Origin of the sequence: Burkholderia aenigmatica (genome assembly GCF_902499175.1) — a bacterium.
In the GTDB taxonomy this organism is placed as follows: domain Bacteria; phylum Pseudomonadota; class Gammaproteobacteria; order Burkholderiales; family Burkholderiaceae; genus Burkholderia; species Burkholderia aenigmatica.
In genome coordinates this window covers 37,972-62,729 of record NZ_CABVQC010000046.1, presented here as the reverse complement: position 1 = coordinate 62,729, position 24,758 = coordinate 37,972, and the positions used below count along the sequence as shown (strand labels likewise).

General features: G+C 66.1%; 18 protein-coding genes. 9 read left to right on the top strand and 9 right to left on the bottom strand.

Annotation, left to right across the window (positions count from 1 at the left end; genetic code table 11):
* Window positions 1-169 precede the first annotated feature (169 nt).
* Window positions 170-1,606 carry a multidrug transporter subunit MdtD gene (mdtD, locus tag BDO18943_RS28100; RefSeq protein WP_041492932.1) on the bottom strand — a complete coding sequence of 479 codons (1,437 nt, stop codon included), beginning with the start codon at window positions 1,604-1,606 and terminating at the stop codon, window positions 170-172.
* 218 nt (window positions 1,607-1,824) lie between these two features.
* Here mdtD and BDO18943_RS28095 point away from each other — a divergent pair, with 218 nt between their 5' ends.
* Together BDO18943_RS28095 and BDO18943_RS28090 are read left to right on the top strand one after the other, a co-directional pair.
* On the top strand, window positions 1,825-2,148 hold the full coding sequence (locus BDO18943_RS28095) for a DUF2917 domain-containing protein (RefSeq protein WP_175024846.1): 324 nt from the start codon (window positions 1,825-1,827) through the stop codon (window positions 2,146-2,148).
* A 458-nt stretch (window positions 2,149-2,606) separates the two neighbouring features.
* Window positions 2,607-3,998, top strand: coding sequence for a CoA transferase (locus BDO18943_RS28090; protein WP_175024845.1), 1,392 nt, complete (start codon window positions 2,607-2,609; stop codon window positions 3,996-3,998).
* A gap of 18 nt (window positions 3,999-4,016) precedes the next feature.
* Here the strand turns inward: BDO18943_RS28090 and BDO18943_RS28085 are convergent, their stop codons facing one another.
* Window positions 4,017-4,763: a GntR family transcriptional regulator gene (locus tag BDO18943_RS28085; RefSeq protein WP_011352976.1), complete on the bottom strand. Its 747-nt coding sequence runs from the start codon at window positions 4,761-4,763 to the stop codon at window positions 4,017-4,019.
* Window positions 4,764-4,929: 166 nt separating this feature from the next.
* On the opposite strand from BDO18943_RS28085, the gene BDO18943_RS28080 reads away from it, so the two are divergent.
* On the top strand, window positions 4,930-5,775 hold the full coding sequence (locus BDO18943_RS28080) for an aldo/keto reductase (RefSeq protein ID WP_175024844.1): 846 nt from the start codon (window positions 4,930-4,932) through the stop codon (window positions 5,773-5,775).
* A 2,007-nt stretch (window positions 5,776-7,782) separates the two neighbouring features.
* Here BDO18943_RS28080 and BDO18943_RS28075 read toward each other — a convergent pair.
* The 5 genes from BDO18943_RS28075 to BDO18943_RS28055 form a co-directional block, all read right to left on the bottom strand.
* Window positions 7,783-8,793 carry a HoxN/HupN/NixA family nickel/cobalt transporter gene (locus BDO18943_RS28075; protein WP_175024843.1) on the bottom strand — a complete coding sequence of 337 codons (1,011 nt, stop codon included), beginning with the start codon at window positions 8,791-8,793 and terminating at the stop codon, window positions 7,783-7,785.
* Between the two features lie 162 nt (window positions 8,794-8,955).
* Window positions 8,956-11,067, bottom strand: a complete 2,112-nt coding sequence (gene fusA, locus BDO18943_RS28070; protein ID WP_043190027.1) for an elongation factor G — start codon at window positions 11,065-11,067, stop codon at window positions 8,956-8,958.
* A gap of 218 nt (window positions 11,068-11,285) precedes the next feature.
* Window positions 11,286-11,786, bottom strand: coding sequence for a DUF192 domain-containing protein (locus BDO18943_RS28065; protein WP_089451158.1), 501 nt, complete (start codon window positions 11,784-11,786; stop codon window positions 11,286-11,288).
* 160 nt (window positions 11,787-11,946) lie between these two features.
* The gene (locus BDO18943_RS28060; RefSeq protein ID WP_011352970.1) at window positions 11,947-12,162 is read right to left on the bottom strand and encodes a hypothetical protein; all 216 of its coding nucleotides are present in this window, start codon (window positions 12,160-12,162) and stop codon (window positions 11,947-11,949) included.
* A 281-nt stretch (window positions 12,163-12,443) separates the two neighbouring features.
* Complete coding sequence (locus tag BDO18943_RS28055) at window positions 12,444-13,022, bottom strand: pseudouridine synthase (RefSeq protein WP_175024842.1); 579 nt, start codon at window positions 13,020-13,022, stop codon at window positions 12,444-12,446.
* A gap of 277 nt (window positions 13,023-13,299) precedes the next feature.
* Here BDO18943_RS28055 and icd point away from each other — a divergent pair, with 277 nt between their 5' ends.
* On the top strand, window positions 13,300-14,556 hold the full coding sequence (icd, locus tag BDO18943_RS28050) for an NADP-dependent isocitrate dehydrogenase (RefSeq protein ID WP_006478026.1): 1,257 nt from the start codon (window positions 13,300-13,302) through the stop codon (window positions 14,554-14,556).
* 280 nt (window positions 14,557-14,836) lie between these two features.
* Window positions 14,837-17,065, top strand: a complete 2,229-nt coding sequence (locus tag BDO18943_RS28045; protein ID WP_175024841.1) for an NADP-dependent isocitrate dehydrogenase — start codon at window positions 14,837-14,839, stop codon at window positions 17,063-17,065.
* Window positions 17,066-17,188: 123 nt separating this feature from the next.
* Here the strand turns inward: BDO18943_RS28045 and BDO18943_RS28040 are convergent, their stop codons facing one another.
* Entirely contained in the window at window positions 17,189-17,413 is a 225-nt protein-coding gene (locus BDO18943_RS28040; protein ID WP_006490888.1) for a hypothetical protein, read from the bottom strand.
* 654 nt (window positions 17,414-18,067) lie between these two features.
* Between BDO18943_RS28040 and BDO18943_RS28035 the strand changes: the two genes are divergently transcribed.
* Window positions 18,068-19,675, top strand: coding sequence for a multicopper oxidase family protein (locus BDO18943_RS28035; protein WP_175024840.1), 1,608 nt, complete (start codon window positions 18,068-18,070; stop codon window positions 19,673-19,675).
* 184 nt (window positions 19,676-19,859) lie between these two features.
* On the opposite strand, the gene BDO18943_RS28030 is transcribed toward BDO18943_RS28035, so the two are convergent.
* On the bottom strand, window positions 19,860-20,063 hold the full coding sequence (locus tag BDO18943_RS28030) for a cold-shock protein (protein WP_006478030.1): 204 nt from the start codon (window positions 20,061-20,063) through the stop codon (window positions 19,860-19,862).
* A gap of 547 nt (window positions 20,064-20,610) precedes the next feature.
* On the opposite strand from BDO18943_RS28030, the gene clpS reads away from it, so the two are divergent.
* From clpS to BDO18943_RS28015, 3 genes are all read left to right on the top strand, one after another.
* Complete coding sequence (gene clpS / locus BDO18943_RS28025; protein ID WP_006398529.1) at window positions 20,611-20,925, top strand: ATP-dependent Clp protease adapter ClpS; 315 nt, start codon at window positions 20,611-20,613, stop codon at window positions 20,923-20,925.
* Complete coding sequence (gene clpA / locus BDO18943_RS28020) at window positions 20,922-23,222, top strand: ATP-dependent Clp protease ATP-binding subunit ClpA (RefSeq protein ID WP_043190014.1); 2,301 nt, start codon at window positions 20,922-20,924, stop codon at window positions 23,220-23,222. Before clpS ends, clpA begins: the two co-directional genes overlap by 4 nt.
* A gap of 104 nt (window positions 23,223-23,326) precedes the next feature.
* Window positions 23,327-24,706 carry an amino acid permease gene (locus tag BDO18943_RS28015; RefSeq protein ID WP_175024839.1) on the top strand — a complete coding sequence of 460 codons (1,380 nt, stop codon included), beginning with the start codon at window positions 23,327-23,329 and terminating at the stop codon, window positions 24,704-24,706.
* Window positions 24,707-24,758 lie beyond the last annotated feature (52 nt).

Sequence of the window (24,758 nt, the reverse complement as noted above, 5' to 3'; positions counted from 1 at the left end):
GCCAGTTTACCTAGAGAATAGGCGAGCAAGAAGCGTGCACGGCATCGTGCCCCGTGCGGCGGCGCGTCGCGGTCGGGCTGCCGGGCACGGCAGGCGTTTCAAATGCGCATCGCGGGGTCGTGCCGCACCAAAAAGGTGCGCGTCGACCCGGTTCGGCGCGCGCCGCGCGTCACGCGCGCTCCGACGGGTCGGTCTTGCGCGCGGTGCTGCGGATCTCGGGCGCGAGCTGCGCGAAGATCCACGCGGACGCGGCCGTGATGATCCCGACGCAGATGAAGGTCGCATGGAACGCGGGCAGCGTGTTGCTTGGCGTGACGGTGCGCAGCATGCCGGTGAAGGTCGCGAGCAAGGCCCCCGCGACCGTGACGCCGAGGCTCATCGACAGCATCTGCACGAGCGAGAACAGGCTGTTGCCGCTGCTCGCGCCGCCGGTGCCGAGATCCTTCAGCGTCAGCGTGTTCATCGCGGTGAACTGCATCGAGTTGAAGCCGCCGAACAGCGCGAGATGCACGACCTTCACCCACACGGGCACCGTGTCGCGCATCAGCGCGAAGCTCGCCATCATCACGCCGACCATGATCGTGTTCGCGAGCAGCACCTTGCGGTAGCCGTGCCGCGTGATCAGGCGCGTGATGATCCGCTTCGAGAACATCCCGGCGGCGGCCACCGGCAGCATCATCAGCCCGGCCTCGAACGCCGAGTAGCCGAGGCTCACCTGCAGCAGCAGCGGGATCAGGTACGGCATCGCGCCGCTGCCGATCCGCGCGAACAGGTTGCCGAGCAGCCCGACGCTGAACGTGTGGATCCGGAACAGCTCGAGCGAGAAGATCGGCTGCGGCGCGCGCACCGCATACAGCCCGTATGCGACGAAGCACGCGAGGCTCAGGATCAGCAGCACGAGCACGGCCGCGTGCTGCATGCCGAGATCGGCGAGCCCGTCGAGCGACAGCGAGATCGCGACCATGCCGATCGTCAGCAGCAGATAGCCCTTCAGGTCGAAGCGGCCGACGGCCGGGTTGCGCGAATCGGGCATCGAATAGAAGGTCGCGATGCAGCCGGCGACGCCGACCGGCACGTTGATCAGGAAGATCCAGTGCCATGACGCGATCTTCACGAGCCAGCCGCCGAGCGTCGGCCCGATCAGCGGGCCAATCAGGCCGGGAATCGCGACGAACGACAGCGCGGGCAGGTAGCGTTCGGCCGGGAACGTGCGCAGCACCGCGAGCCGCCCGACCGGCAGCAGCATCGCGCCGCCGACCCCCTGCACCACGCGGAACGCGACGAGCTGCGTCAGCGTATGCGCATTCGCGCACAGCAGCGAGCCGAGCGAGAACACCAGGATCGCGCTGAAGAACACGCGCCGCGTGCCGAACGTGTCGGCGAGCCAGCCCGACACGGGGATCATCACCGCCATCGTCAGCGAATAGGCGATCACGACCGACTGCATGCGCAGCGGCGATTCGCCGAGGCTCGCGGCCATCGACGGCAGCGCCGTGTTCACGATCGTCGAATCGAGCGTCTGCATGAAGAAGCCCGTCGCGACGAGCCAGAGCATCACGGTGAGGTTCTTTTCGCCGGGAGCGGCGGCAGGCGGGCGTTGGAACATGGAGGCGGGGCGGTGGCGCGGGACAGCCGACATTGTAGGGAAAGCCATCGCTTCGTGCCGGTTCGGCGCAAGGACGGCGCGAAGTCCGGCCGGCGGGTGCCTGTCCTCGTGGAGTGACCAGTACAGTTCAGTCGAAAGTGTCTGCAGCCGTATCTGTCCGTGTGCTGCCACTGTCCGAAATACTGATGCCATCGGACCCATGCGACCAGGAGGCTGCCATGCGCGAACTGCGAATTTACGTGATCGACGGCGACGAGCCGGCCGGTCGGTGGCGGATCGTCGATCGCACCTCGCTGGAGGTGGCCGACGGCGAGGTCTGGGTGACGATCGAGGGGCGGCGCGACGATCACTGGCTCGGCGTCGGAGATGTGCTGATGCTCACGCCCGGCATGCGCGTATGGGTCAGCGCGGGGTCGCACGGTGCGACGTTTGCGTTTGGTCCGCTCGAGGTGACGGCCCGGCGCGCCGCGCAGGCGTGGTGGCGGCCGCTCGTCGCTTGGCGCGACGGCCGGCGTCACGCGCCCGCGTCGCTGCCGACTTAGCACGCTCGGAGCTGGATCGACTTTCTGTTCGCGCATGGTTCGAGCGCATGCGCGATCCGGCCGGCCGTGTGGCCATTGGCGATTCGCGTGATCGGCGAGCCCGGCTCCGGCACACCCCGGTCGAGAGGGCGTTCGACGATACCATCCGGGCGTTTTGCGTCGACACGACGGCGTGCGGGTAGCCGCATCGTATCCGCGTGGCTGCGGCAGAGCAGGGTCGCGCCGTCCGGCGGCGAACGCAGCGGGTCGCGGTGCAAATGTGCAGGGCTCGCGCCGGCATCAAGGATGCCGGCAGGCTTCCTGCGCGTTGGGGGATGCGATGCCGGCCGCTCCTGCCGGGGCGCAGGAGATACGCCCGCGCTACGGCCGTGCGTGACATGCTGATTCGCGCAATCGGGATTGCTCGCGACTGCCGCGACTTCTAGACTCGATCTTGTCTTCCCGCCGCCTCTCTCGCCATGACACCCGAACTCGCGTTGACGCATCTGTGGCAGCTCGCACACGGCGCCCCCGACGCGCTGGCCCGTGCGACCGTGACGGGGCAGGATCCGACGCTGCCGTCGACCTTCCGGGTCGGCACGCTCGCCGCGGCGACGATCGCGGCAGCCGGGCTCGCGGCGGCCGAATGCCACCGGCTTCGCACTCGTGTCGCGCAATCCGTCGACGTGTCGGTGCGCGACGCGCTGGTCGCGTTCCGCAGCGAACGCTACCTGCGCGTGGACGATGGCCCGCCGCCGGAGTTGCGTCATCCGGTGACGGGCTTCTTCGAGACGGGCGACGGACGCTGGATCCAGTTGCACGCGAACTTCCCGCATCACCTGCGCGGGATTCTCGACGTACTCGGCTGCGGTGCGCAGCGGGACGACGTCGCCGCGGCGATCCGCACGCGAGACGGTGCGGCGCTCGATACCGCGCTGGCCGAGGCCGGGCTGTGCGCCGCATTGATCAGAACACCTGACGAGTGGGCGGCGCACGAGCAGGCGCGCGCGATCGCATCGCTGCCGCTGTTCGAGATCGAGCGGATCGGCGACGCGCCGGTCGAGCCGATCGGCCGCGGCGAAGCCGGCCAGCCGCTCGCGGGTGTGCGCGTGCTCGATCTCACGCGCATCATCGCGGGGCCGGTCGCGGGCCGCACGCTGGCGTCGCACGGCGCGCAGACGCTGCTCGTCAACGGCCCGCACCTGCCGAACATCGCGCCGCTCGTAATCGATAACGGGCGCGGCAAGCGTTCGACATGGATCGACCTGCGCGATGAGGCCGGCATCGATACGCTGCACGCGCTCGCAAGCGACGCGGATGTGTTCCTGCAGTCGTACCGGCCCGGCGCACTCGCGGCGCGCGGCTTCGCGCCGCACGCGCTGGCGGCGCGGCGGCCCGGCATCGTGTACGTCTCGGTATCCGCCTATGGGCACGCTGGGCCGTGGGCGCAGCGGCGCGGCTTCGACAGCCTCGTGCAGTCTGCGAGCGGGATCGCGTGGCGAGAGCAGCAGGCCGCGCACGCGGACGGGCCGCGCCACTTGCCGTGCCAGGCGCTCGATCATGCGACGGGTTATCTCGCGGCGTTCGGCGCGATGATCGCGCTCGCGCGCCGGGCACGCGAAGGGGGAAGCTGGCACGTGCGATTGTCACTCGCGCAGACGGGACGCTGGCTGCAGTCGTTCGGCCTCGTGCCGGACGGCCTGCAGGCACCCGATTTCGTGCGCACCGACGTGCGCGACCGGATCGAGCGCATCGCGTCGCCGTTCGGCACGCTCGACGTGGTGCGGCCGGCCGAGCGGCTGTCGGCGACACCGCCCGCATTGACGCGCCCGCCCGTGCCGCTCGGCACCGACGATGCGCGCTGGCTGTGAGCGGCGGCGTGACTGGCGTTACTTGCGCAGCTCGACGACGAAGTCGTAGTAGTCGTTGCGGCAGTAGGTATCGGTCAGTTCGATTGCGCGCTGGTCAGACGTATAGCCGATTCGTGTGATCAGCAGCAGCGCGTCGTGCGGCGCGATGCCCATCTGCTCGGCGATCTCGTCGGTCGCGTTGACCGCGCGGAAATGCTGCAGCGCGCGCACGATCGGCGTGCCACGCGCTTCGAGATAGCTGTACAGCGAACCGCCGATCGCCTGCGGATCGGGGATCAGCGTCGCGGGAAACGTTGAATTCTCGACCGCCATCACGATGCCGTCGGCGAGGCGCAGGCGCTTCAGGCGCGTGACCGATGCGGCCGGCGACAGCCCGAGCTGGATCACCTCGTCGCGGTTCGCCGGCTGGATCTCGCGCGCGAGCCATTGCGAGCTCGGCTTGAAGCCGCGCCGCTCGAGCATTTCGCTGAAGCTCGACAGCCGCGACAGCGGATCTTCGTAGCGCGGCTGGATGAAGTTGCCGGCGCCCTGCGTGCGGCGAATCAGGCCTTGCTCGACGAGCAACGCGATCGCCTTGCGCGCGGTGATGCGCGAAACGCCGAGCGCGTCGGACAGCACGCGCTCGGACGGCAATGCCTCACCGGCCGTCCAGCGGTTGTCGTGGATCGCATCACCGAGCTTGCGGGCGAGCTGCAGGTAGAGCGGCGTGTCGTTGTCGGGGTCGGGGCGCAGGTCCTGCCAGCGGTCGTCCGTGGATGCCTTCATGGAGTGGGTATCGATCAGGTTGCGGCCATTCTAAGTCATCACGTGGCGCCGTTATAGCCGGTTTTTGCCGTGCAATAGGTGAATGGCGCGCCGATTGACTACACTGATGCGTCGTATTCCATGGCTGGGCCGCGGTGCGCGGCCACCGATCCGCAACGAGGAACGCATGACAGACACGATCGCCACGGTCGTCCTGCCGGACGGCGAGACGATTCCGAAGCTTGGCCTGGGCACGTGGGAAATGGGCGAGCGGCCGGCCCGGCGCGCGGACGAGATCGCCGCGCTGCGCGAGGGCATCGAACTCGGGATGACGCTGGTCGATACGGCCGAGATGTACGGCGACGGCGCGACCGAGGAACTGGTCGGCGAGGCGCTCGCGGGCTTGCGCGACGACGTGTTCCTCGTCAGCAAGGTCTATCCGCACCATGCGAGCCGGCGCGGCGTCGTCGCGGCGTGCGACGCGAGCCTCAAGCGCCTGGGTACCGATCGTCTCGACCTTTACCTGCTGCACTGGCGCGGCTCGGTGCCGCTCGAGGAGACGGTCGAGGGCTTCGAAGCGCTGCGGCGCGCGGGCAAGATCCGTCACTGGGGTGTCAGCAATTTCGATACGGCCGACATGGCCGAGCTCGTCGATGAAGCCGGCGGCGACGCGTGCGCGACCAACCAGATCCTCTACAACATCGCGCGGCGCGGCGCGGAGTTCGACCTGCTGCCGTGGCTTGCCGAGCACCGGATGCCGGCGATGGCGTACAGCCCGGTCGATCACGGGCGGCTGCCGAAGCGCTCGCCGCTCGACGAGATCGCACGGCAGCGCGGCGTGTCGGTGATGCGCGTCGCGCTCGCGTGGGTGCTCGCGCAGCCGGGGGTGTTCGCGATCCCGAAGGCGTCGCGGATCGAACACGTGCGCGACAACCGGGCCGCGCTCGATTTCATGTTCAGCGATGACGAGCGCGCGCAGCTTGACGCGTACTTCCGTCCGCCACGCAGCAAGCGCGCGCTCGAGATGCTCTGACGACACCCGGCCGGGCACCGCGGCCGGTCAGTGGTTGGCTCCGGACGATCCGCCGTTGCCGTGACCGCCGCCATTGCCGTTCCCGGTGCCATGGCCGTTGCCGACACCGTTGGCCCCACCATTGCCGGCGCCACCACTGCCGTTTCCATTGCCGTTGCCACCGCCATTGCCGTGACCGCCGTGGCCGCCGCCGTCACCATCGCCATGGCCATGGCCACCATTGCCGTGACTGCCGCCGTTGCCGTCGCCATGGCCACCACTGCCGTGACTGCCGCCGCTGCCGTCGCCGTGGCCACCATTGCCGTGACCGCCGCCGTTGCCGTCGCCGTGGCCACCATTGCCGTGACCGCCGCCGTTGCCGTCGCCATGGCCACCATTGCCGTGACCGCCGCCGTTGCCGTCGCCATGGCCACCATTGCCGTGACCGCCGCCGTCACCATCGCCATGGCCACCATTGCCGTGACTGCCGCCGTTGCCGTCGCCATGGCCACCGCCATTGCCGTGACCGCCGCCGTCACCGTCGCCATGGCCGCCGTTGCCGTGACCACCGCCGTCACCGTCGCCATGCCCACCATTGCCGTGACCACCGCCGTCACCATCGCCGTGACCGCCGCCATGCCCACCATTGCCGTGACCGCCGCCGTCGCCATCGCCGTGGCCACCACTGCCGTGACCGCCGCCGTCACCATCGCCGTGGCCACCACTGCCGTGACCGCCGCCATCACCGTCGCCGTGGCCGCCGTTGCCGTGACCGCCGCCATCACCGTCGCCATGGCCGCCGTTGCCGTGACCACCGCCGTCACCGTCCCCACCACCACCGCCATGGCCACCGTGTCCGCCATGACCTCCACCACCGGAAGTGCCGCCACCGGAAGTGCCGCCACCGGAAGTGCCACCGCCGGAAGTGCCGCCACCCGAAGTGCCGCCACCCGAAGTGCTGCCACCGGAAGTGCCACCGCCGGAAGTGCCGCCACCGGAAGTGCCGCCACCGGAAGTGCCGCCACCCGAAGTGCCGCCACCGGAAGTGCCGCCACCGGAAGTGCCTCCGCCGGAAGTGCCTCCGCCGGAAGAGCCGCCACCGGAAGTGCCTCCGCCGGAAGAGCCGCCACCGGAAGTGCCGCCACCCGAAGTGCCACCGCCGGAAGTGCCGCCACCGGAAGTGCCGCCACCCGAAGTGCCGCCTCCGGAGGAACCACCACCCGAAGAACCACCACCCGAAGAACCACCACCCGAAGAACCACCACCCGAAGAACCACCACCCGAAGAACCACCACCCGAACCCCCGGTGCCAGACGCATTCCCTCCGCGGCCCGAGCCACCCGAACCACTCGTACCACCGGATGTTCCGCTCGTCGTTCCACCGACGCCAGCAGGCCCGACGGTACCGTTCCCGTTGTTGCCACTGCCGTTGCCATTGCCATTTCCGCTACCGGGGCTGCCGCCGCTGCCATTGCCGCTCGCGCCTGCGCCATTGCCGCCGGCGCGACCGCCGGCGAAGACGTGCACCGCGCACGCAGCCGGATTGGCTGCGCAAGGCGAAGCGTCGTCGACCAACGTCATGATGGCGTCCGCGTTGGCAACTGCATCGGCCGCGGAGTCCGGTGTCGCATCCTGTGCGACGGCATACGAGCAGCAACACGCGAACGCGGCTGCGGCGAACAAGGTTGCGCGATAGCGCCGTCCCGGCGTACGGAACGGTTGTTTCGTCTTGAGCATCATGGCCTCCCCATGCGCGCGATGCCTCGTCGCCGCGCGGCGATCTACGTGTGGTGCAGGGGGCCAGTAAAGGTTCGTAGTCCTGTCGGCAGCCGATCGCTTTCGGGCGGGCGCTGGACGCCAGCCGAGATCGCGGAACGGCATGCGGGCCCGCCGTGCAGAATCCCTATCTGCGAGATTCGTGCCACCGGCCGCTTACGCCCGTCGCACAAGGCGCACGCAGGCGCGCGACGGCGCATGCAACGTTTTTGGGGGGAATTTTGTTTCCGGAATGAAACGTCTGAGCTAAGTTCAGCGCGCCGGCGCGTCGGCTGCGCGCTGCCAGCGGTGGAACAGGATCGACGCGATCCAGCAGACGAGAAACAGTGCGACGATGCCATAGCCGATCGTGCCGAAGCGGTCGCCGGCCGCGTCGAGCGCATCGCGCACCGGGCCCGTCAGCGACAGCTTGTCCGCGAGCAGGCCGGCGGCCTCGATCCCGCCGATCGCGATCGCGACGGCCGCCGACACGAACGTGATGCTCGCGTTGTAGAGCAGCTTGCGCTGCGGATCGTCCATCGCCCACCCGTACGCATGAATCATCAGCACGTTGTCGGTTGAGTCGATCAGCGTCATGCCGGCCGTGAACAGCGCGGGAAACAGCATCACCGTATAGACCGGCAGCCCCTGGCTCGCCTGCGCGGCTGCGATCGCGAGCAGGCCGATTTCGGTTGCAGTATCGAAACCCAGCCCGAACAGCACGCCGACCGGATACATGTGCCAGCTCGTCGACACGAACCGGAACAGCGGGCGCAGCAGCCGGGACACGAGCCCGGCAGGACGGTGCACATGCGCGGCATCGTGCGTGTGCCCGTGCGTGCCGCGATAGCGCCGCCACAGATCGCGCAGGATCACCAGGTTCACGCACGCGAGCACGAGCAGGAAGGTGGCTGACACCGCCGTGCCGATCGTGCCGCCGATCTCGCGGAACGCATCGAACCGGTCGCGCAGCGCGAACGCGGTCAGCGCGATGCCGAGCGTCGCGGCGATGACGATCGTCGAATGGCCGAGCGAGAAGAACAGCCCGACGCTCACCGGGCGCTGCCCGTCCTGCATCAGCTTGCGCGTCGCGACGTCGATCGCCGCGATATGGTCGGCATCGACCGCATGGCGCAAGCCGAGCCCGTACGCGATCGCGGCAGTGCCGAGCAGTAGCGGATGATCGCGCAGCACCGCGAGCGCCCACAGCCAGACAGCGGCATTCGCGGCGATCAGGCCGGCATAGAGGATCAGCAGGCGGCGCAGGGCAGGGGTGGACGGCATCGGGACGGTTCCATCTGACGAATCGCGATGCATTGTGTCACGCGAAAAAATTGCCGGGCGTGCCGATCAAAAAGCCGTGCACCGTGCGCAGTGGACGAAAAAAAGCCCGTCCGGAACCGGACGGGCCTTGCCTGCAGGCGACAGCGCGCGAGCGCGCTGCGCTTACTTCACTCTCGCGCTGATCACGCCTTCCGATACGTTGGCCGGCGTTTCTGCGTACTGCTTGAACTCCATCGTGTAGGTCGCGCGGCCCTGCGTGGCCGAGCGCAGCGACGTCGAATAGCCGAACATTTCCGCAAGCGGCACTTCGGCGCGCACGAGCTTGCCGCCGCCACCGGCGATGTCTTCCATTCCCTGCACGATGCCGCGCCGGCTCGACAGGTCGCCCATCACGTTGCCCATGAATTCCTCGGGCGTCTCGACCTCGACGGCCATCATCGGCTCGAGCAGCACGGGCTTCGCCTTGCGCATCGCTTCCTTGAACGCCATCGAGCCGGCCATCCGGAACGCGTTTTCGTTCGAGTCGACGTCGTGGTACGAGCCGAACGTCAGGTGCACCTTCACGTCGACGACCGGGTAGCCCGCGAGCACGCCGCTCTTCAGCGTCTCGGTGATGCCCTTGTCGACGGCCGGGATGAATTCGCGCGGAATCACGCCGCCCTTGATCTCGTCGAGGAACTCGTAGCCTTTGCCCGGGTTCGGTTCGAGCGTGATCACCGCATGGCCGTACTGGCCGCGGCCACCCGACTGCTTGACGAACTTGCCTTCGACGTCGGACGCCGTGGTGCGCACCGTCTCGCGATACGCGACCTGCGGCTTGCCGACCGTCGCTTCGACGCCGAATTCGCGTTTCATCCGGTCGACCAGGATTTCGAGGTGGAGCTCGCCCATCCCTGAAATGATCGTCTGGCCGGATTCTTCGTCGGTCTGCACGCGGAACGACGGATCTTCCTGCGCGAGACGGTTCAGCGCGAGGCCCATCTTTTCCTGGTCGGCCTTCGTCTTCGGCTCGACCGCCTGCGAGATCACCGGCTCCGGGAACTCCATCTTCTCGAGGATGATCGGCTTGGCCGGATCGCACAGCGTGTCGCCGGTGGTCGCTTCCTTCAGGCCGACGGCCGCCGCGATGTCGCCCGCGCGCACTTCCTTGATCTCCTTGCGCTCGTTCGCGTGCATCTGCAGGATCCGGCCGAGCCGTTCCTTCTTGTCCTTGGTCGCGTTGAGCACCGTGTCGCCCGATTCGACGACACCCGAATACACGCGGAAGAAGATCAGCTGCCCGACGAACGGGTCGGTCATGATCTTGAACGCGAGCGACGAGAACGGCTCGTCATCGCTCGGATGGCGTTCCGCGGGCTTTTCCGGATCGGCGAAGTCGTGGCCGAGGATTGCGGGCACGTCGACCGGCGACGGCAGGTAGTCGATCACCGCGTCGAGCATCGCCTGCACGCCCTTGTTCTTGAACGCGCTGCCGCACAGCATCGGCACGATCTCGTTCGCGATCGTGCGCTTGCGCAGCGCGGCCTTGATCTCGTCCTCGGTCAGCGATTCATGATCGTGCAGGTACTTCTCGAGCAGTTCCTCGCTCGCTTCCGCCGCGGCCTCGACCATCTTCTCGCGCCATTCGTGCGCAAGCTCGACCAGGTTCGCGGGGATGTCCTCGTACGCGAACTTCACGCCCTGGCTTTCGTCGTCCCACACGATAGCCTTCATCTTCACGAGATCGACGACGCCCTGGAAATGATCTTCCGCACCGATCGGAATCTGGATCGGCACGGCGACGCCTTTCAGGCGCTCGCCGATCTGCCGCTGCACGCGGAAGAAATCGGCGCCGATGCGGTCCATCTTGTTGACGAACGCGATGCGCGGCACCTTGTACTTGTTGGCCTGGCGCCAGACGGTTTCAGACTGCGGCTGCACGCCGCCGACCGAGTCGTAGACCATGCACGCGCCGTCGAGCACGCGCATCGAGCGCTCGACTTCGATCGTGAAGTCGACGTGCCCGGGCGTGTCGATGATGTTGATCCGGTGCTCCGGATAATTGCCGGCCATGCCCTTCCAGAAGGCCGTGGTCGCGGCCGACGTGATCGTGATGCCGCGTTCCTGCTCCTGCTCCATCCAGTCCATCGTGGCCGCGCCGTCGTGCACTTCACCGATCTTGTGGCTCACGCCGGTGTAAAACAGGATGCGCTCGGTCGTCGTGGTTTTGCCGGCATCGATGTGAGCGCTGATCCCGATATTGCGATAGCGCTCGATGGGGGTTTTGCGGGGCACGTGAACCTCCTTAGGTTCGGATCGTAAGCGGGCCGGCGGGGCCGGCCCGGGCTGGACTAGCGAGACTTAAAGCATAGCGCTTGCGCGTGGCTTTTGCAGATGCGGCCGGCACTGGCGGAATCAAGCCGGGTGCCACTGCCGGCGGGCGAAAAAAAAGCCGGCGCGCAACGGGCGGCCGGCTTCGGTCGATGCGCGGCGCGGCGCCGCGGCAATGGCCGTTACTGGGCCTTCGGCAGCCCTTCGAGCTTCATGCCGGGCTTGATGCCCTTCGCCGCGAACCAGCCCTTGCTCATTTCGAGCGCGTAGACGCCGTTGTTGCGCGGGCAGTGGTTGTCGGTCGTCTCGGCCTTCATCTCGTCGATGTCGGTGATCGTGCCGTCCGCGCGGATGAACGCGATCGACAGCGGGATCAGCGTGTTCTTCATCCAGAAGCAGTGCACGGCGTTCTCGTTGAACACGAACAGCATGCCTTCGTTCGGCGCGAGCTGCGAACGGTACATCAGCCCCTGTTCGCGGTCGGGGTCGTTCGCGGCGACGGCCGCGTCGATCACGTACATGCCGGCGCGCAGCTTCACGCGCGGGAATTCGCTCGGCTGCTTGGCGCCAGGGGGCACTTGCGCGCTGGCGGCCTGCATGCCGAGCGCGAGGACGGCGAGCGCGGCGGGAAACACGGCGGCGCGCGCAAGGCGGCCGAGCGACGAGCGCAGGGAGAATTGCACAGCAAGGCTCCTATCTGGAAAACGAGACCCGCATGGTACGCGATGCGCACCGGCGGGCACACAAAAGAAAAAGGCAGATCGCCTTGCGGTGATCTGCCTTTCAACGCCGTAAGAACGGCAAGACTGCGTGTTCTTGACTGCGTTATTACAGCAAGCTTACTTAGTTCGAAGCAGCTGCCGGTGCTGCTGCGTCGCTTGCTGCAGCCTTCTTCGATGCCTTGTGGTGCTTCTTAGCTGCGTGGTGCTTCTTAGCAGCGTGCTTAGCCGGTGCCGAAGCAGCTTCAGCAGCTGCCGGAGCAGCTTCCGGAGCCGATGCTTGTGCGAAAGCAGCCGTTGCGAAGAGGCCAGCGACCAGAGCGGCGATCAGTTTGTTCATGTTGTGTTCCTCAGCTTTAGTTAATTAACCAAATGACCCGGCAATAGGAGTCATGTCGTCTAACGGTGCCATCCACCTTTCGGTTGACAGACGCTTCGAGAAATTTCTCATTGCGCTGCGGGCGCCGAATCGTATTCGATTAAAACGTCGCTTTCGTGACGCAAACACGGGTTCGGCTGCCAATGCCGGATAGCTAAGGTTGGCATCTGCGTGGTTTAACGCGCGATCTTTGCAGGCGGTTGACGAAAAAGATGACGAAAAATTCGCCCGTCGCGAATTCGTCATCCGGCGGGCGCGAAACCGTCCCACGGCGCGCGCGGCGGCAGCGCGATTGTTTCTCCCGGTGCAATGCCGAGCGCAAATATATCCAGCGCTCCGACGCCGACGCGCACCAGGCGCAACGTCGGGAAGCCGACGGCCGCCGTCATCCGGCGCACCTGCCGGTTCTTGCCTTCGGTGATCGCCAGCTCGATCCACGTCGTCGGGATCGCGGCGCGGTAGCGGATCGGCGGGTTGCGCGGCCACAGCGTGTCGGGCGGTTCGATGAATTCGGCGCGGCATGGGCGCGTCACGTAGTCGCCGAGGTCGACGCCGCGCGCGAGCGCCTTCAGGTCGGCGGGGCCGGGCGAGCCCTCGACCTGCGCCCAGTAGCGCTTGACGAGCTTGTGGCGCGGTTCGGCGATGCGCGCCTGCAGCGCGCCGTCGTCGGTGAGCAGCAGCAAGCCCTCGCTGTCCGCGTCCAGCCGGCCGGCCGCGTAGACGCCGGGCGTTTTTACCCAGTCGCCGAGCGACGGGCGCGTCTCGTGCGCGGAAAACTGGCAAATCGTGCCGAACGGCTTGTTGAGGGCGATCAGGTTCATGGCGGGGCGTCCGCCCGGCGGGCCGCGGGAAGCGGGGGCGGGCGGTCTATGGCAAATGGCGGAATCTTAATGCATAATACGGAACGGCAAGTCCTCTGTCTTATATAAGACATAAGTGGGGTCTTGATACGCAGTGCCGCGCTTCATGCCGAAGTGCCCGGTTGGGGCGCTAGAATAGCGGCTCGCTGTTGCCGTCACGGGGTGGCCATGCCGCGCCCCCGCCGCGCGCGCAGCTTCGACCAGCATCACCTGCTCAGCCACGTCACTGGAGTCGATCATGCCGTATCAGCACATCAAGGTTCCGGAAGGCGGTGACAAGATCACCGTCAACAAGGACTTCTCTCTCAACGTTTCCGATCAGCCGATCATTCCCTATATCGAAGGCGACGGTACGGGCTTCGATATCACGCCGGTCATGATCAAGGTCGTCGACGCGGCGGTCGCGCATGCCTACAAGGGCAAGCGCAAGATCCACTGGATGGAGATCTTCGCGGGCGAGAAGGCGACGAAGGTGTACGGCCCGGACGTGTGGCTCCCGGACGAAACGCTGCAGGTGCTCAAGGAATACGTGGTGTCGATCAAGGGGCCGCTCACGACCCCGGTCGGCGGCGGTATCCGTTCGCTGAACGTCGCGCTGCGCCAGGAACTCGACCTGTACGTGTGCCTGCGGCCGGTGCAGTACTTCAAGGGCGTGCCGTCGCCGGTGCGCGAGCCGCAAAAGATCGACATGGTGATCTTCCGCGAGAACTCGGAAGACATCTACGCGGGCATCGAATGGGCCGCGGGCTCCGAGCAGGCGAAGAAGGTGATCAAGTTCCTGCAGGACGAGATGGGCGTGAAGAAGATCCGCTTCCCGGAAACCTCGGGGATCGGCGTCAAGCCCGTGTCGACCGAAGGCACCGAGCGTCTCGTGCGCAAGGCGATCCAGTACGCGATCGACAACGATCGCAAGTCGGTCACGCTGGTGCACAAGGGCAACATCATGAAGTTCACGGAAGGCCTGTTCCGTGATGCTGGCTACGCACTCGCGCAGAAGGAATTCGGCGGCGAGCTGATCGACGGCGGCCCGTGGATGCGTGTGAAGAACCCGAAGACGGGCAACGAGATCGTGATCAAGGATTCGATCGCCGATGCGTTCCTGCAGCAGATCCTGCTGCGCCCGGCGGAATACGACGTGATCGCCACGCTGAACCTGAACGGCGACTACATCTCCGACGCGCTGGCCGCGCAGGTCGGCGGCATCGGGATCGCGCCGGGTGCGAACCTGTCGGATTCGGTCGCGATGTTCGAAGCGACCCACGGCACCGCGCCGAAGTACGCGGGCAAGGATTACGTGAACCCCGGTTCCGAGATCCTGTCGGCGGAAATGATGCTGCGCCACCTCGGCTGGACGGAAGCAGCCGACACGATCATCGCCGCGATGGAGAAGTCGATCCTGCAGAAGCGCGTCACGTACGACTTCGCGCGCCTGATGGAAGGTGCGACGCAGGTGTCGTGCTCGGGCTTCGGTGAAGTGCTGATCGAGAACATGTAAGTCCCCTTCCGGGGTGGGCCGGCGCGTGTCCGGCCGCCCCGGCGCCTACTGCCGGCGCCGGAGCGTTTCGTGGATGGCAGGTTTGTTGGCAGGGCGGTCCGGCATGCGGGCCGCGGCGCCGCGATGCGGCCCGGAGCCCCTGCAAGGTAGAACATGACGGCCCTCGCAACACCACCGCCCGGCTGAGCCGGCGCGCCCCTTTCGCGACCGACCCGGTCGCTCCCCGCCGGTTACCCGCCGGCGCTCCCAGTCCAAATTTTCAAGTAGCAACGCATCGACCATGTCCACTTCGCCCAAGATCATCTACACCCTCACTGACGAAGCGCCCGCGCTCGCGACCTATTCGCTGCTGCCGATCGTCAAGGCCTTCACGCGCTCGTCCGGCGTCGCCGTCGAAACGCGCGACATCTCGCTTGCCGGCCGCATCATCGCGGCATTCGCAGACGTCCTGCCGCCCGAGCAGAAGGGTGCCGACGATCTGGCCGAACTGGGCCAGCTCACGCTGAAGCCGGAAGCGAACATCATCAAGCTGCCGAACATCAGCGCATCGGTGCCGCAGCTCAAGGCCGCGATCGCCGAACTGCAGGCGCAGGGCTACAAGCTGCCGGCCTATCCGGAAGATCCGTCGACGGACGAAGAGAAGGCGGTCAAGGCCCGCTACGACAAGATCAAGGGCAGCGCGGTGAACCCGGTGCTGCGCGAAGGCAACTCGGACCGCCGCGCGCCGCTGTCGGTCAAGAACTACGCACGCAAGCATCCGCACAAGATGGGCGCATGGAAGGCCACGTCGAAGGCGCACGTCGCGCACATGAGCGAAGGCGACTTCTACGGCAGCGAGAAGTCGGCGCTGATCGCCGATGCCGGCAGCGTGAAGATCGAACTCACGACGGCCGACGGCGCGAAGAAGGTGCTGAAGGAAAAGACGGCCGTGAAGGCCGGTGAAGTGATCGACGCATCGGTGATGAGCCGCAACGCGCTGCGCAGCTTCATCGAAGCGCAGATCGCCGATGCGAAGGCGCAGGACGTGCTGTTCTCGGTGCACCTGAAGGCGACCATGATGAAGGTCTCCGATCCGGTCCTGTTCGGCCATTTCGTGTCGGTGTTCTACCGCGACGCGCTCGCGAAGCACGCTGACGTGCTGGCGCAGGCCGGCTTCAACCCGAACAACGGCATCGGCGACCTGTACGCGCGCCTGAAGGACCTGCCGTCCGACACGCGCGAAGCGATCGAAGCCGACATCAAGGCCGAATACGCCGTGCGTCCGCGCCTCGCAATGGTCAACTCCGACAAGGGCATCACGAACCTGCACGTGCCGAGCGACGTGATCGTCGACGCGTCGATGCCGGCGATGATCCGCGATTCGGGCGGCATGTGGGGTCCGGACGGCCAACTGTACGACGCGAAGGCCGTGATTCCGGATCGTTGCTACGCCGGTGTCTACCAGGCCGTGATCGAGGATTGCAAGCAGCACGGCGCGTTCGATCCGGTCACGATGGGCAGCGTGCCGAACGTCGGCCTGATGGCGCAGGCGGCTGAAGAATACGGTTCGCACGACAAGACGTTCCAGATCCCGGCGGACGGCGTCGTGCGCGTCACCGACGAAGCGGGCAACGTGCTGCTCGAGCATGCGGTGGAAGCGGGCGACATCTGGCGCATGTGCCAGACGAAGGACGCACCGGTGCAGGACTGGGTCAAGCTCGCGGTGAACCGCGCGCGCGCGACCGGCGCACCGGCCGTGTTCTGGCTCGATCCGGCTCGCGCACACGACGCGCAGATCATCGCGAAGGTCGAGCGTTACCTGAATGATCACGACACGAACGGCCTCGACATCCGCGTGATGACGCCGGTCGACGCGACGCGTTTCTCGCTCGATCGCATCCGCGCGGGCAAGGACACGATCTCGGTCACCGGCAACGTGCTGCGCGACTACCTGACCGACCTGTTCCCGATCATGGAACTCGGCACCAGCGCGAAGATGCTGTCGATCGTGCCGCTGATGGCCGGCGGCGGGATGTTCGAAACGGGTGCGGGCGGCTCCGCGCCGAAGCACGTGCAGCAGTTCGTCGAGGAAGGCTTCCTGCGCTGGGATTCGCTCGGCGAATTCCTCGCGCTGGCCGCGTCGCTCGAGCACCTCGGCAATGCCTATCAGAACCCGAAGGCGGTTGTGCTCGCGAAGACGCTCGACCAGGCGACCGGCAAGTTCCTGGACGAGAACAAGTCGCCGGCGCGCAAGGTCGGCGGCCTCGACAACCGCGGCAGCCACTTCTACCTGTGCCTGTACTGGGCGCAGGCGCTGGCCGAGCAGTCCGACGACGCGGCGCTGAAGGCGCAGTTCGAAGGCGTGGCGAAGGCGCTGTCCGACAACGAAGCGCGCATCCTGGAAGAACTGGCGGCTGCGCAGGGCAACGCGCAGGCCATCGGCGGTTACTACCGTCCGAGCGTCGACCTGACGAGCCAGGCGATGCGCCCGAGCGCGACGCTGAACGGCATCGTCGACGCGGTCGCCTGACGCGGGCCGCGCGATCGCGCGAGTCGATGCGTGTACCGGCGCGGCGGGCATTGCCGCCTGCCGCCCGTTACAAAAGGAAAACGCCCCGGACGCCCGGGGCGTTTTTCGTTGCAGGCTTGCCATTCAGACGTGAACGATTTCCCATTCGGCGATTTCGTGCGGCACTTCGAGCGTGGCCGTGTCCAGTTCGGACAGTTGCTCGCAGTCGCCGCGGGAGATGTGGTCGGCTGCCACTTCGGGGCACGAGAACGCGCCGAGCAGGGCGTTGCCGAACGTCGCTTCCCAGCCGCCGTTACCCGGCAGGATGTAGAACGACCCGAGCGCTGAACCAAAGCGAAATCCCTTCATTTCCGTTCTCCCTTTCTGATCACAAGCGATTCTGTTGTGCCACCTGATGGCCCGACTGGCTGCTTGCACCGGGTTCCGTATCGAACGTCGTGGCGAAGCGTCAGTGCATGGGACAAAGTCTACGTCCGGGACCCGATCGGATGGTGCATGTAGAACGGCTTCACTAAACAAAAATTCTCTTTTAAAAACAAATAATTATTCTCATCGTTTTGTATTGTGGAACGTTTTTTGGCATCGCGAAACGGGAAATTTGTGCCCTGCACCACGAATTTTTACAACGCAGAGACTTGTTCCGCATCGTGAAAAATTGGCGGGTTGGCAGGCCGATGGTGCGACAAGCGCCAGGGCGAGGCCGAACGACAGGCGCCGGGCGACCGCCTGGAAGCCGCAAGCGGCTGGGTTGAGTGGGGTTGCGGTCGCGAATGACGCGCCGTGCAGCGCCGGTCGGCGATGTCGGTCGACGTGTATGAATCGGGTAAGGCGTTGTTGAACGCTGCGGCGTATCGCCGCCCGGCCGGCGGCGGCGCTTTTCAATATGGGCCTGCGGTTATGATGACGCGGGCATCAGGATTCGCGTCGCGCATCGAGCGACAGCCCGCCGGCGCGGGCGTTGCGGCGGCCGCGCGACGCAGCATGGATAACGAGGAACGATTGATGATACGGAGAACCTTCCTGTCGCGCGCCATCGGTGTCGCGGCCGCGTCGCTGTTCGCGCGCGCCGCGTGGGCGCAGCATGCCGGTCACGCAGGCATGGCCGGTATGGACTCGATGGACGACATGCCCGGTATGTCCGGCATGTCGGGGATGGCGGGTCACGGGCAGCACGGCAAGTCCGCACCGGCCGCGCTCGCGGCCGCCGACGCGCTGCCGGCCGGCGCGCCGCTTGCGGCGCTGCGCACGCTCGCGAACGAAAGCCGCGAGCCCGGCACGTTCCGGGCCACGCTGGTGGCGCAGCCGGTAGCGCGCCCGATGCTGCACGGTGCACGGCCGACCACGTTCTGGCAGTTCGGCGCGGGCACGCAGGGCCCCGTCGTCGGTCCGCTGATCGACGTGCGCGAGGGCGACACGGTCGAGATCAAGTTCGTGAACCAGCTGCCGCAGCCGTCGACGATCCACTGGCACGGCCTGTCCGTGCCGCCCGACCAGGACGGCAATCCGTCCGATCCGGTCGCGCCCGGCGCGTCGCGCGTGTACCGCTTCACGCTGCCGAAGGGGAGTGCCGGCACCTACTGGTACCACCCGCATCCGCACATGATGACGGCCGAGCAGGTCTTCCGCGGGCTGGCCGGCCCGTTCATCGTGCGCGCCGCGGACGATCCGCTGGCGGGCTGGCCCGAGCGCAACCTGTTCGTGTCGGACCTGAAGCTTGCGCGCGACGGCACGATTGCACCGAACGACATGATGGACTGGATGAACGGCCGCGAGGGCCAGTTCGTGCTGGTCAACGGCGCGCGCCGGCCGCGGATCGACGTCGCGGGCGACGAGCGCTGGCGCGTGTGGAACGCGTGCAGCGCGCGCTACCTGCGCGTTGCGTTCGACGACGGCCGCGCGTTCGAGCACGCGGGCACCGACGGCGGGCTGTTCGACGCACCGCGCCGCGTCACGTCGCTGCTGATCGCGCCGGGCGAACGGGCGGAGCTGCTGGTGCGTGCCGGCGATCGCCCGTCGCGCGCGGTGCTGCAGGCGGCTGAATACGACCGCCGCAAGATGTCGATGTCGCACGATGACGGGCACGGCAGCCTGCCGCCCGATCCGGCGCTGGCCCTGGCCGACGTCTCGTTCGCGCCGGCCGCCGCACGTGTGCTGCCGGCGACGCTGCGCGCGGTGCCGCCGATGGGAGAGCCGGTCGCGCACAAGGAGGTCGCGTTCGGCGAAGAGATGGACATGGACGCGATGATGAAGGGCGGGGCGCACGGCCGCCCGGCGGGCATGCGCTTCACGATCAACGGCGACACCTACGCGCCGCACCGCGCGACGCTCACGAGCCGCCGTGGCGACATCGAGCGCTGGACGATCCGCAATGGCACCGACATGGATCACCCGTTCCACCTGCACGGCACGCAGTTCCAGGTGATCGAGCGTGCGTCGGGCGGTTCGCGCACGAGCGAACCGTTCCGTGCATGGCGCGATACCGTGAACGTGCGCAGCGGTGAAACCGTGACGATTCTCGTCACGCAAGACATGCCCGGCGAGCGCATGTTTCATTGCCACATTCTCGAACACGAGGATCTCGGCATGATGGGCACGCTGAAGGTCGTGTAACGAAGTGGTGATTATGTTTCACGTGCCGGACGAGTATCCGATTCGCGCGCGAGACAAGACAATACGTGTTCAATTATCGGGATTGAACGAAAAGGCCGGCCAATCGATTATCGATTGGCCGGCCTCAAATAAAGAAACCCGGCGCAATACATGCGCCGGGTTTCTTCGTCTGATATCCGGTGCCTTATGCGGCCTGGATGTTCGACGCTTGCTTGCCCTTCGGTCCTTGAACGACGTCAAAGCTCACCTTCTGGCCTTCCTTCAGCGTCTTGAAGCCATTCATGGTGATAGCCGAGAAGTGCGCAAACAGATCCTCACCGCCCTCATCGGGAGTGATGAAACCGAAGCCCTTCGCGTCGTTGAACCACTTAACGATACCAGTTGCCATTTCCTACTTCCCCTGTCACACAGTCGCTGCTACTTACCACGAGCACGCTCGAAAAGCTAAACGACCGGAAAATACAGCCGTTCCCCCCTCACAAGCTCACCTTCGGCCTCTTTCATTTTGCCAACCGGCAAATTGAAAAAAGTGCCAGCTTGATTGTTGGCGCTCTTTATTGGAGTGTCAAGTGGAATTTTTAGACGTTTAGAGGGTCGTTGTAAAGAACCCATTTTCAGGGTTTTTCCGGCTTTGCTTGGCAGCACGCGGCCAAGCGCGAGGTCTTGAAAAGCCGCATAATCGGCTCATATACCAGGCTCGAGTGACACGCGTTCGAGTCGTCCCGGCTTGTGGGATACTGGATGCGGACACGACGTTCCGTGTGCGGTTCCCCCTGACGGTTCGTGTTCCGCGCCACGCGTGAAAGCCGGCACCGCAGCCGGCTTTCGTATGGCACGAAGAAGATCGCGTGTTCCGGGATTCCGGGGAGGGCGCCGGCCGGTCGGTCGGGTAATGGCAGGATTGCGGGCCTGTCCGAGTTGTTTAGAATGGGTGTATGGCGATTATCCCGGACAAGCAGGACAGCACCGTCCTGGAACGCAAGCAGCAGAAGCTCAAGCCGCCTTCGATGTACAAGGTGGTGCTGCTGAACGACGACTTCACGCCGATGGAGTTCGTCGTGATGGTGGTCCAGGAGTATTTCAAGAAGGATCGCGAGACGGCCACGCAGATCATGCTGAAGGTCCATCGCGAAGGGCGAGGGGTTTGTGGGGTCTATACGCGGGACATCGCGTCGACCAAGGTTGAGCAAGTCGTTACCCATGCGCGGCAGGCCGGGCATCCGCTGCAGTGCGTGATGGAGGAAGCATGATTGCCCAGGAATTGGAAGTCAGCCTGCACATGGCGTTCATGGAAGCACGCCAGGCGCGCCATGAGTTCATTACGGTCGAGCATTTGCTGCTGGCCCTGCTGGATAATCCGACGGCAGCCGAGGTGTTGCGCGCGTGCGCGGCAAACATCGAGGACTTGCGTCAGAACCTGCGCAATTTCATCCACGACAACACACCTACCGTCCCGGGCACCGACGATGTCGATACCCAGCCGACGCTCGGTTTCCAGCGCGTGATCCAGCGCGCGATCATGCACGTCCAGTCGACGTCGAACGGCAAGAAGGAAGTCACCGGCGCGAACGTGCTGGTCGCGATCTTCGGCGAGAAGGATTCGCACGCGGTGTACTACCTGCAGCAGCAGGGCGTCACGCGCCTCGACGTCGTGAACTTCATTTCGCACGGCATCGCGAAGACGAACAACGGCGAAGCCGCAAAGTCGGCCGATGCGAACGCGGAAAGCGAAGACGCGAATGCGCAGAAGGAAACGCCGCTCGCGCAATTCACGCAGAACCTGAACCAGATGGCGAAGGACGGCCGCATCGATCCGCTGATCGGTCGCGAGCCCGAGGTCGAGCGCGTGGTCCAGGTGCTGTGCCGTCGCCGCAAGAATAATCCGCTACTCGTCGGCGAGGCCGGTGTCGGCAAGACCGCGATCGCGGAAGGGCTCGCGTATCGCATCACGCGCGGCGAGGTGCCGGACATCCTCGCGAACGCGCAGGTCTACTCGCTCGACATGGGCGCGCTGCTCGCGGGCACCAAGTACCGCGGCGATTTCGAGCAACGCCTGAAGACGGTGCTGAAAGAGCTGAAGGAGCGTCCGCACGCGATCCTGTTCATCGACGAAATCCATACGCTGATCGGCGCGGGTGCCGCGTCGGGCGGCACGCTCGATGCGTCGAACCTGCTGAAGCCGGCGCTGTCGTCGGGCACGCTCAAGTGCATCGGCGCGACCACCTTCACCGAGTATCGCGGCATCTTCGAGAAGGATGCGGCGCTGTCGCGGCGCTTCCAGAAGGTCGACGTGACGGAGCCGACCGTCGAGCAGACGGTCGCGATCCTGCGCGGGCTGAAGTCGCGCTTCGAGGAGCATCACGGCGTCAAGTATTCGTCGGGTGCGCTGTCGGCCGCGGCCGAACTGTCGGCACGCTTCATCACCGACCGTCACCTGCCGGACAAGGCGATCGACGTGATCGACGAAGCGGGTGCCGCTCAGCGCATCCTGCCGAAGTCGAAGCAGAAGAAGACGATCGGCAAGAGCGAAATCGAGGAAATCATCTCGAAGATCGCCCGTGTGCCGCCGCAGAGCGTGTCGCAGGACGACCGCAGCAAGCTGCAGACGCTCGACCGCGACCTGAAGAGCGTCGTGTTCGGCCAGGATCCGGCGATCGACGCACTGGCTGCGTCGATCAAGATGGCGCGCGCGGGCCTCGGCAAGATGGACAAGCCGATCGGCGCGTTCCTGTTCTCCGGCCCGACGGGCGTCGGCAAGACCGAAGTGGCGCGCCAGCTCGCGTTCACGCTCGGCATCGAGCTGATCCGCTTCGACATGTCGGAATACATGGAGCGTCACGCGGTGAGCCGCCTGATCGGCGCGCCGCCGGGCTACGTCGGGTTCGACCAGGGCGGCCTGCTGACCGAAGCCGTCACGAAGAAGCCGCACTGCGTGTTGCTGCTCGACGAAATCGAGAAGGCGCATCCGGACATCTTCAACGTGCTGCTGCAGGTGATGGACCATGGCACGCTGACGGACAACAACGGCCGCAAGGCGGATTTCCGCAACGTCATCATCATCATGACGACGAACGCGGGCGCCGAGTCGATGCAGAAGGCGACGATCGGCTTCACGACGCGCCGCGAGACGGGCGACGAGATGACCGACATCAAGCGCTTGTTCACGCCGGAGTTCCGCAACCGCCTGGATTCGATCATCAGCTTCCGCTCGCTCGATGAGGAAATCATCATGCGCGTGGTCGACAAGTTCCTGATCCAGCTCGAGGAACAGCTGCACGAGAAGAAGGTCGACGCGCTCTTCACCGACGCGTTGCGCAAGCACCTCGCGAAGCACGGCTTCGACCCGCTGATGGGTGCGCGGCCGATGCAGCGGCTGATCCAGGACACGATCCGGCGCGCGCTGGCCGACGAGTTGCTGTTCGGCAAGCTCGTCAACGGCGGCCACGTGACGGTCGACGTCGACGAAAACGACAAGGTGCAGCTGTCGTTCGACAAGCTGGCGAATCCGCCGCACAAGCCGAACGAAGAGGCGGTCGAAGTCGAGTAAGCGATAATCGGGTAGTTCATGCGAACGGCGCGGGATGTCTTCCGCGCCGTTTCGTTTTATCTGGCGCCGGCGGCGCGTTGGTGGTGCAGGGGAGTGGCAACGCAGTGACACAACAACAACGGACGTTCGACGACATCGTCGCACGCGAACAGGGTTTGCGCCATGCGCTGACGTCAGGGCAGATGGCGATGATCGCGATCGGCGGCGCGATCGGCACGGGGCTGTTCCTCGGCAGCGGGTTCGCGATCGGGCTCGCCGGCCCGAGCGTGCTGGTCTCGTATGCGATCGGTGCGCTGATCGCGCTGCTGCTGATGGGCGCGCTCGCGGAAATGACGGTCGCGCACCCGACGGCCGGTTCGTTCGGCGCGTATGCCGAGCACTACGTCGGCCCGCTGGCGGGCTTCCTGGTGCGCTATGCGTACTGGTTCGCGGTCGTGTTCGCGATCGGCACCGAGATCAGCGCGATCGCCGTGTTCATGAAGTACTGGTTCCCGGCCGTGCCCGGCTGGTACTGGGTAATCGGCTTCTCCGCGCTGCTGATCGCCGTGAATCTCGCGAGCGTCACGCTGTACGGCACGGTCGAATATGCGTTCTCGCTGCTGAAGATCGCGGCGATCGTCGTGTTCATCGTGCTCGGCGCGTATCTCGTGTGGTCGGCGCCGGCCGCATCGGGCATCGGTTTCGCGAACTACACCGCGCACGGCGGCTTCATGCCGAAGGGGCCGTGGGGTACCTGGGTCGCGGTGATCGTCGCGATCTTCAGCTACATGAGCATCGAAGCCGTCGCGATCGCGGCCGGCGAGGCCCGTGATCCGCAGCACGCGGTCACGCGCGCGTTCCGCTCGACCGTGTTCCGGCTCGTGCTGTTCTACCTGCTGACGCTGTCGCTGATGCTCGCGATCGTGCCGTGGACGCAGGCCGGTACCGACGAAAGCCCGTTCGTGAAAGTGATGGCCGCGACCCACGTGCCGTACGCGGCAGGCGTGATCAACTTCGTGCTGCTGATCGCGGCGCTGTCGGCGATGAACAGCCAGCTTTACGTGACAACGCGGATGATGTTCAGCCTGTCGCGCGCGCGACTCGCGCCGGCGGTGTTCGGCCGGCTCGGCACGAACGGCGTGCCGCGCGCGGCGCTGTGGATCTCGACGAGCGGCGTCGCGGTGGCGGCCGTGCTGGTCGCGCTGGCACCCGACACCGCGTTCACCGTGATGATGGCGATCGCGATGTTCGGCGCGCTGTTCACGTGGCTGATGATCTTCGTCACGCACCTGCGCTTCCGTGCACGGTATCGCGGCCCCGCGCTCGCGTTCCGGATGTGGGGGCACCCGTTCGGCAGCCTGCTCGGTGCGGGGCTCGTCGCGGCGATCCTGTTCACGACCGCGTTCACGCGCGAATTCCGGATGACGATGGTGGTCGGCGTCGTGTTCGTCGTGCTGCTCACGCTCGCGTACGCGCTGCATTACCGGCACCAACACGCACGTTGATGGTCATGGCGCTGCGGTCTGCGTCGACTCCCCGTTCGTTAAGGTGCCGTTA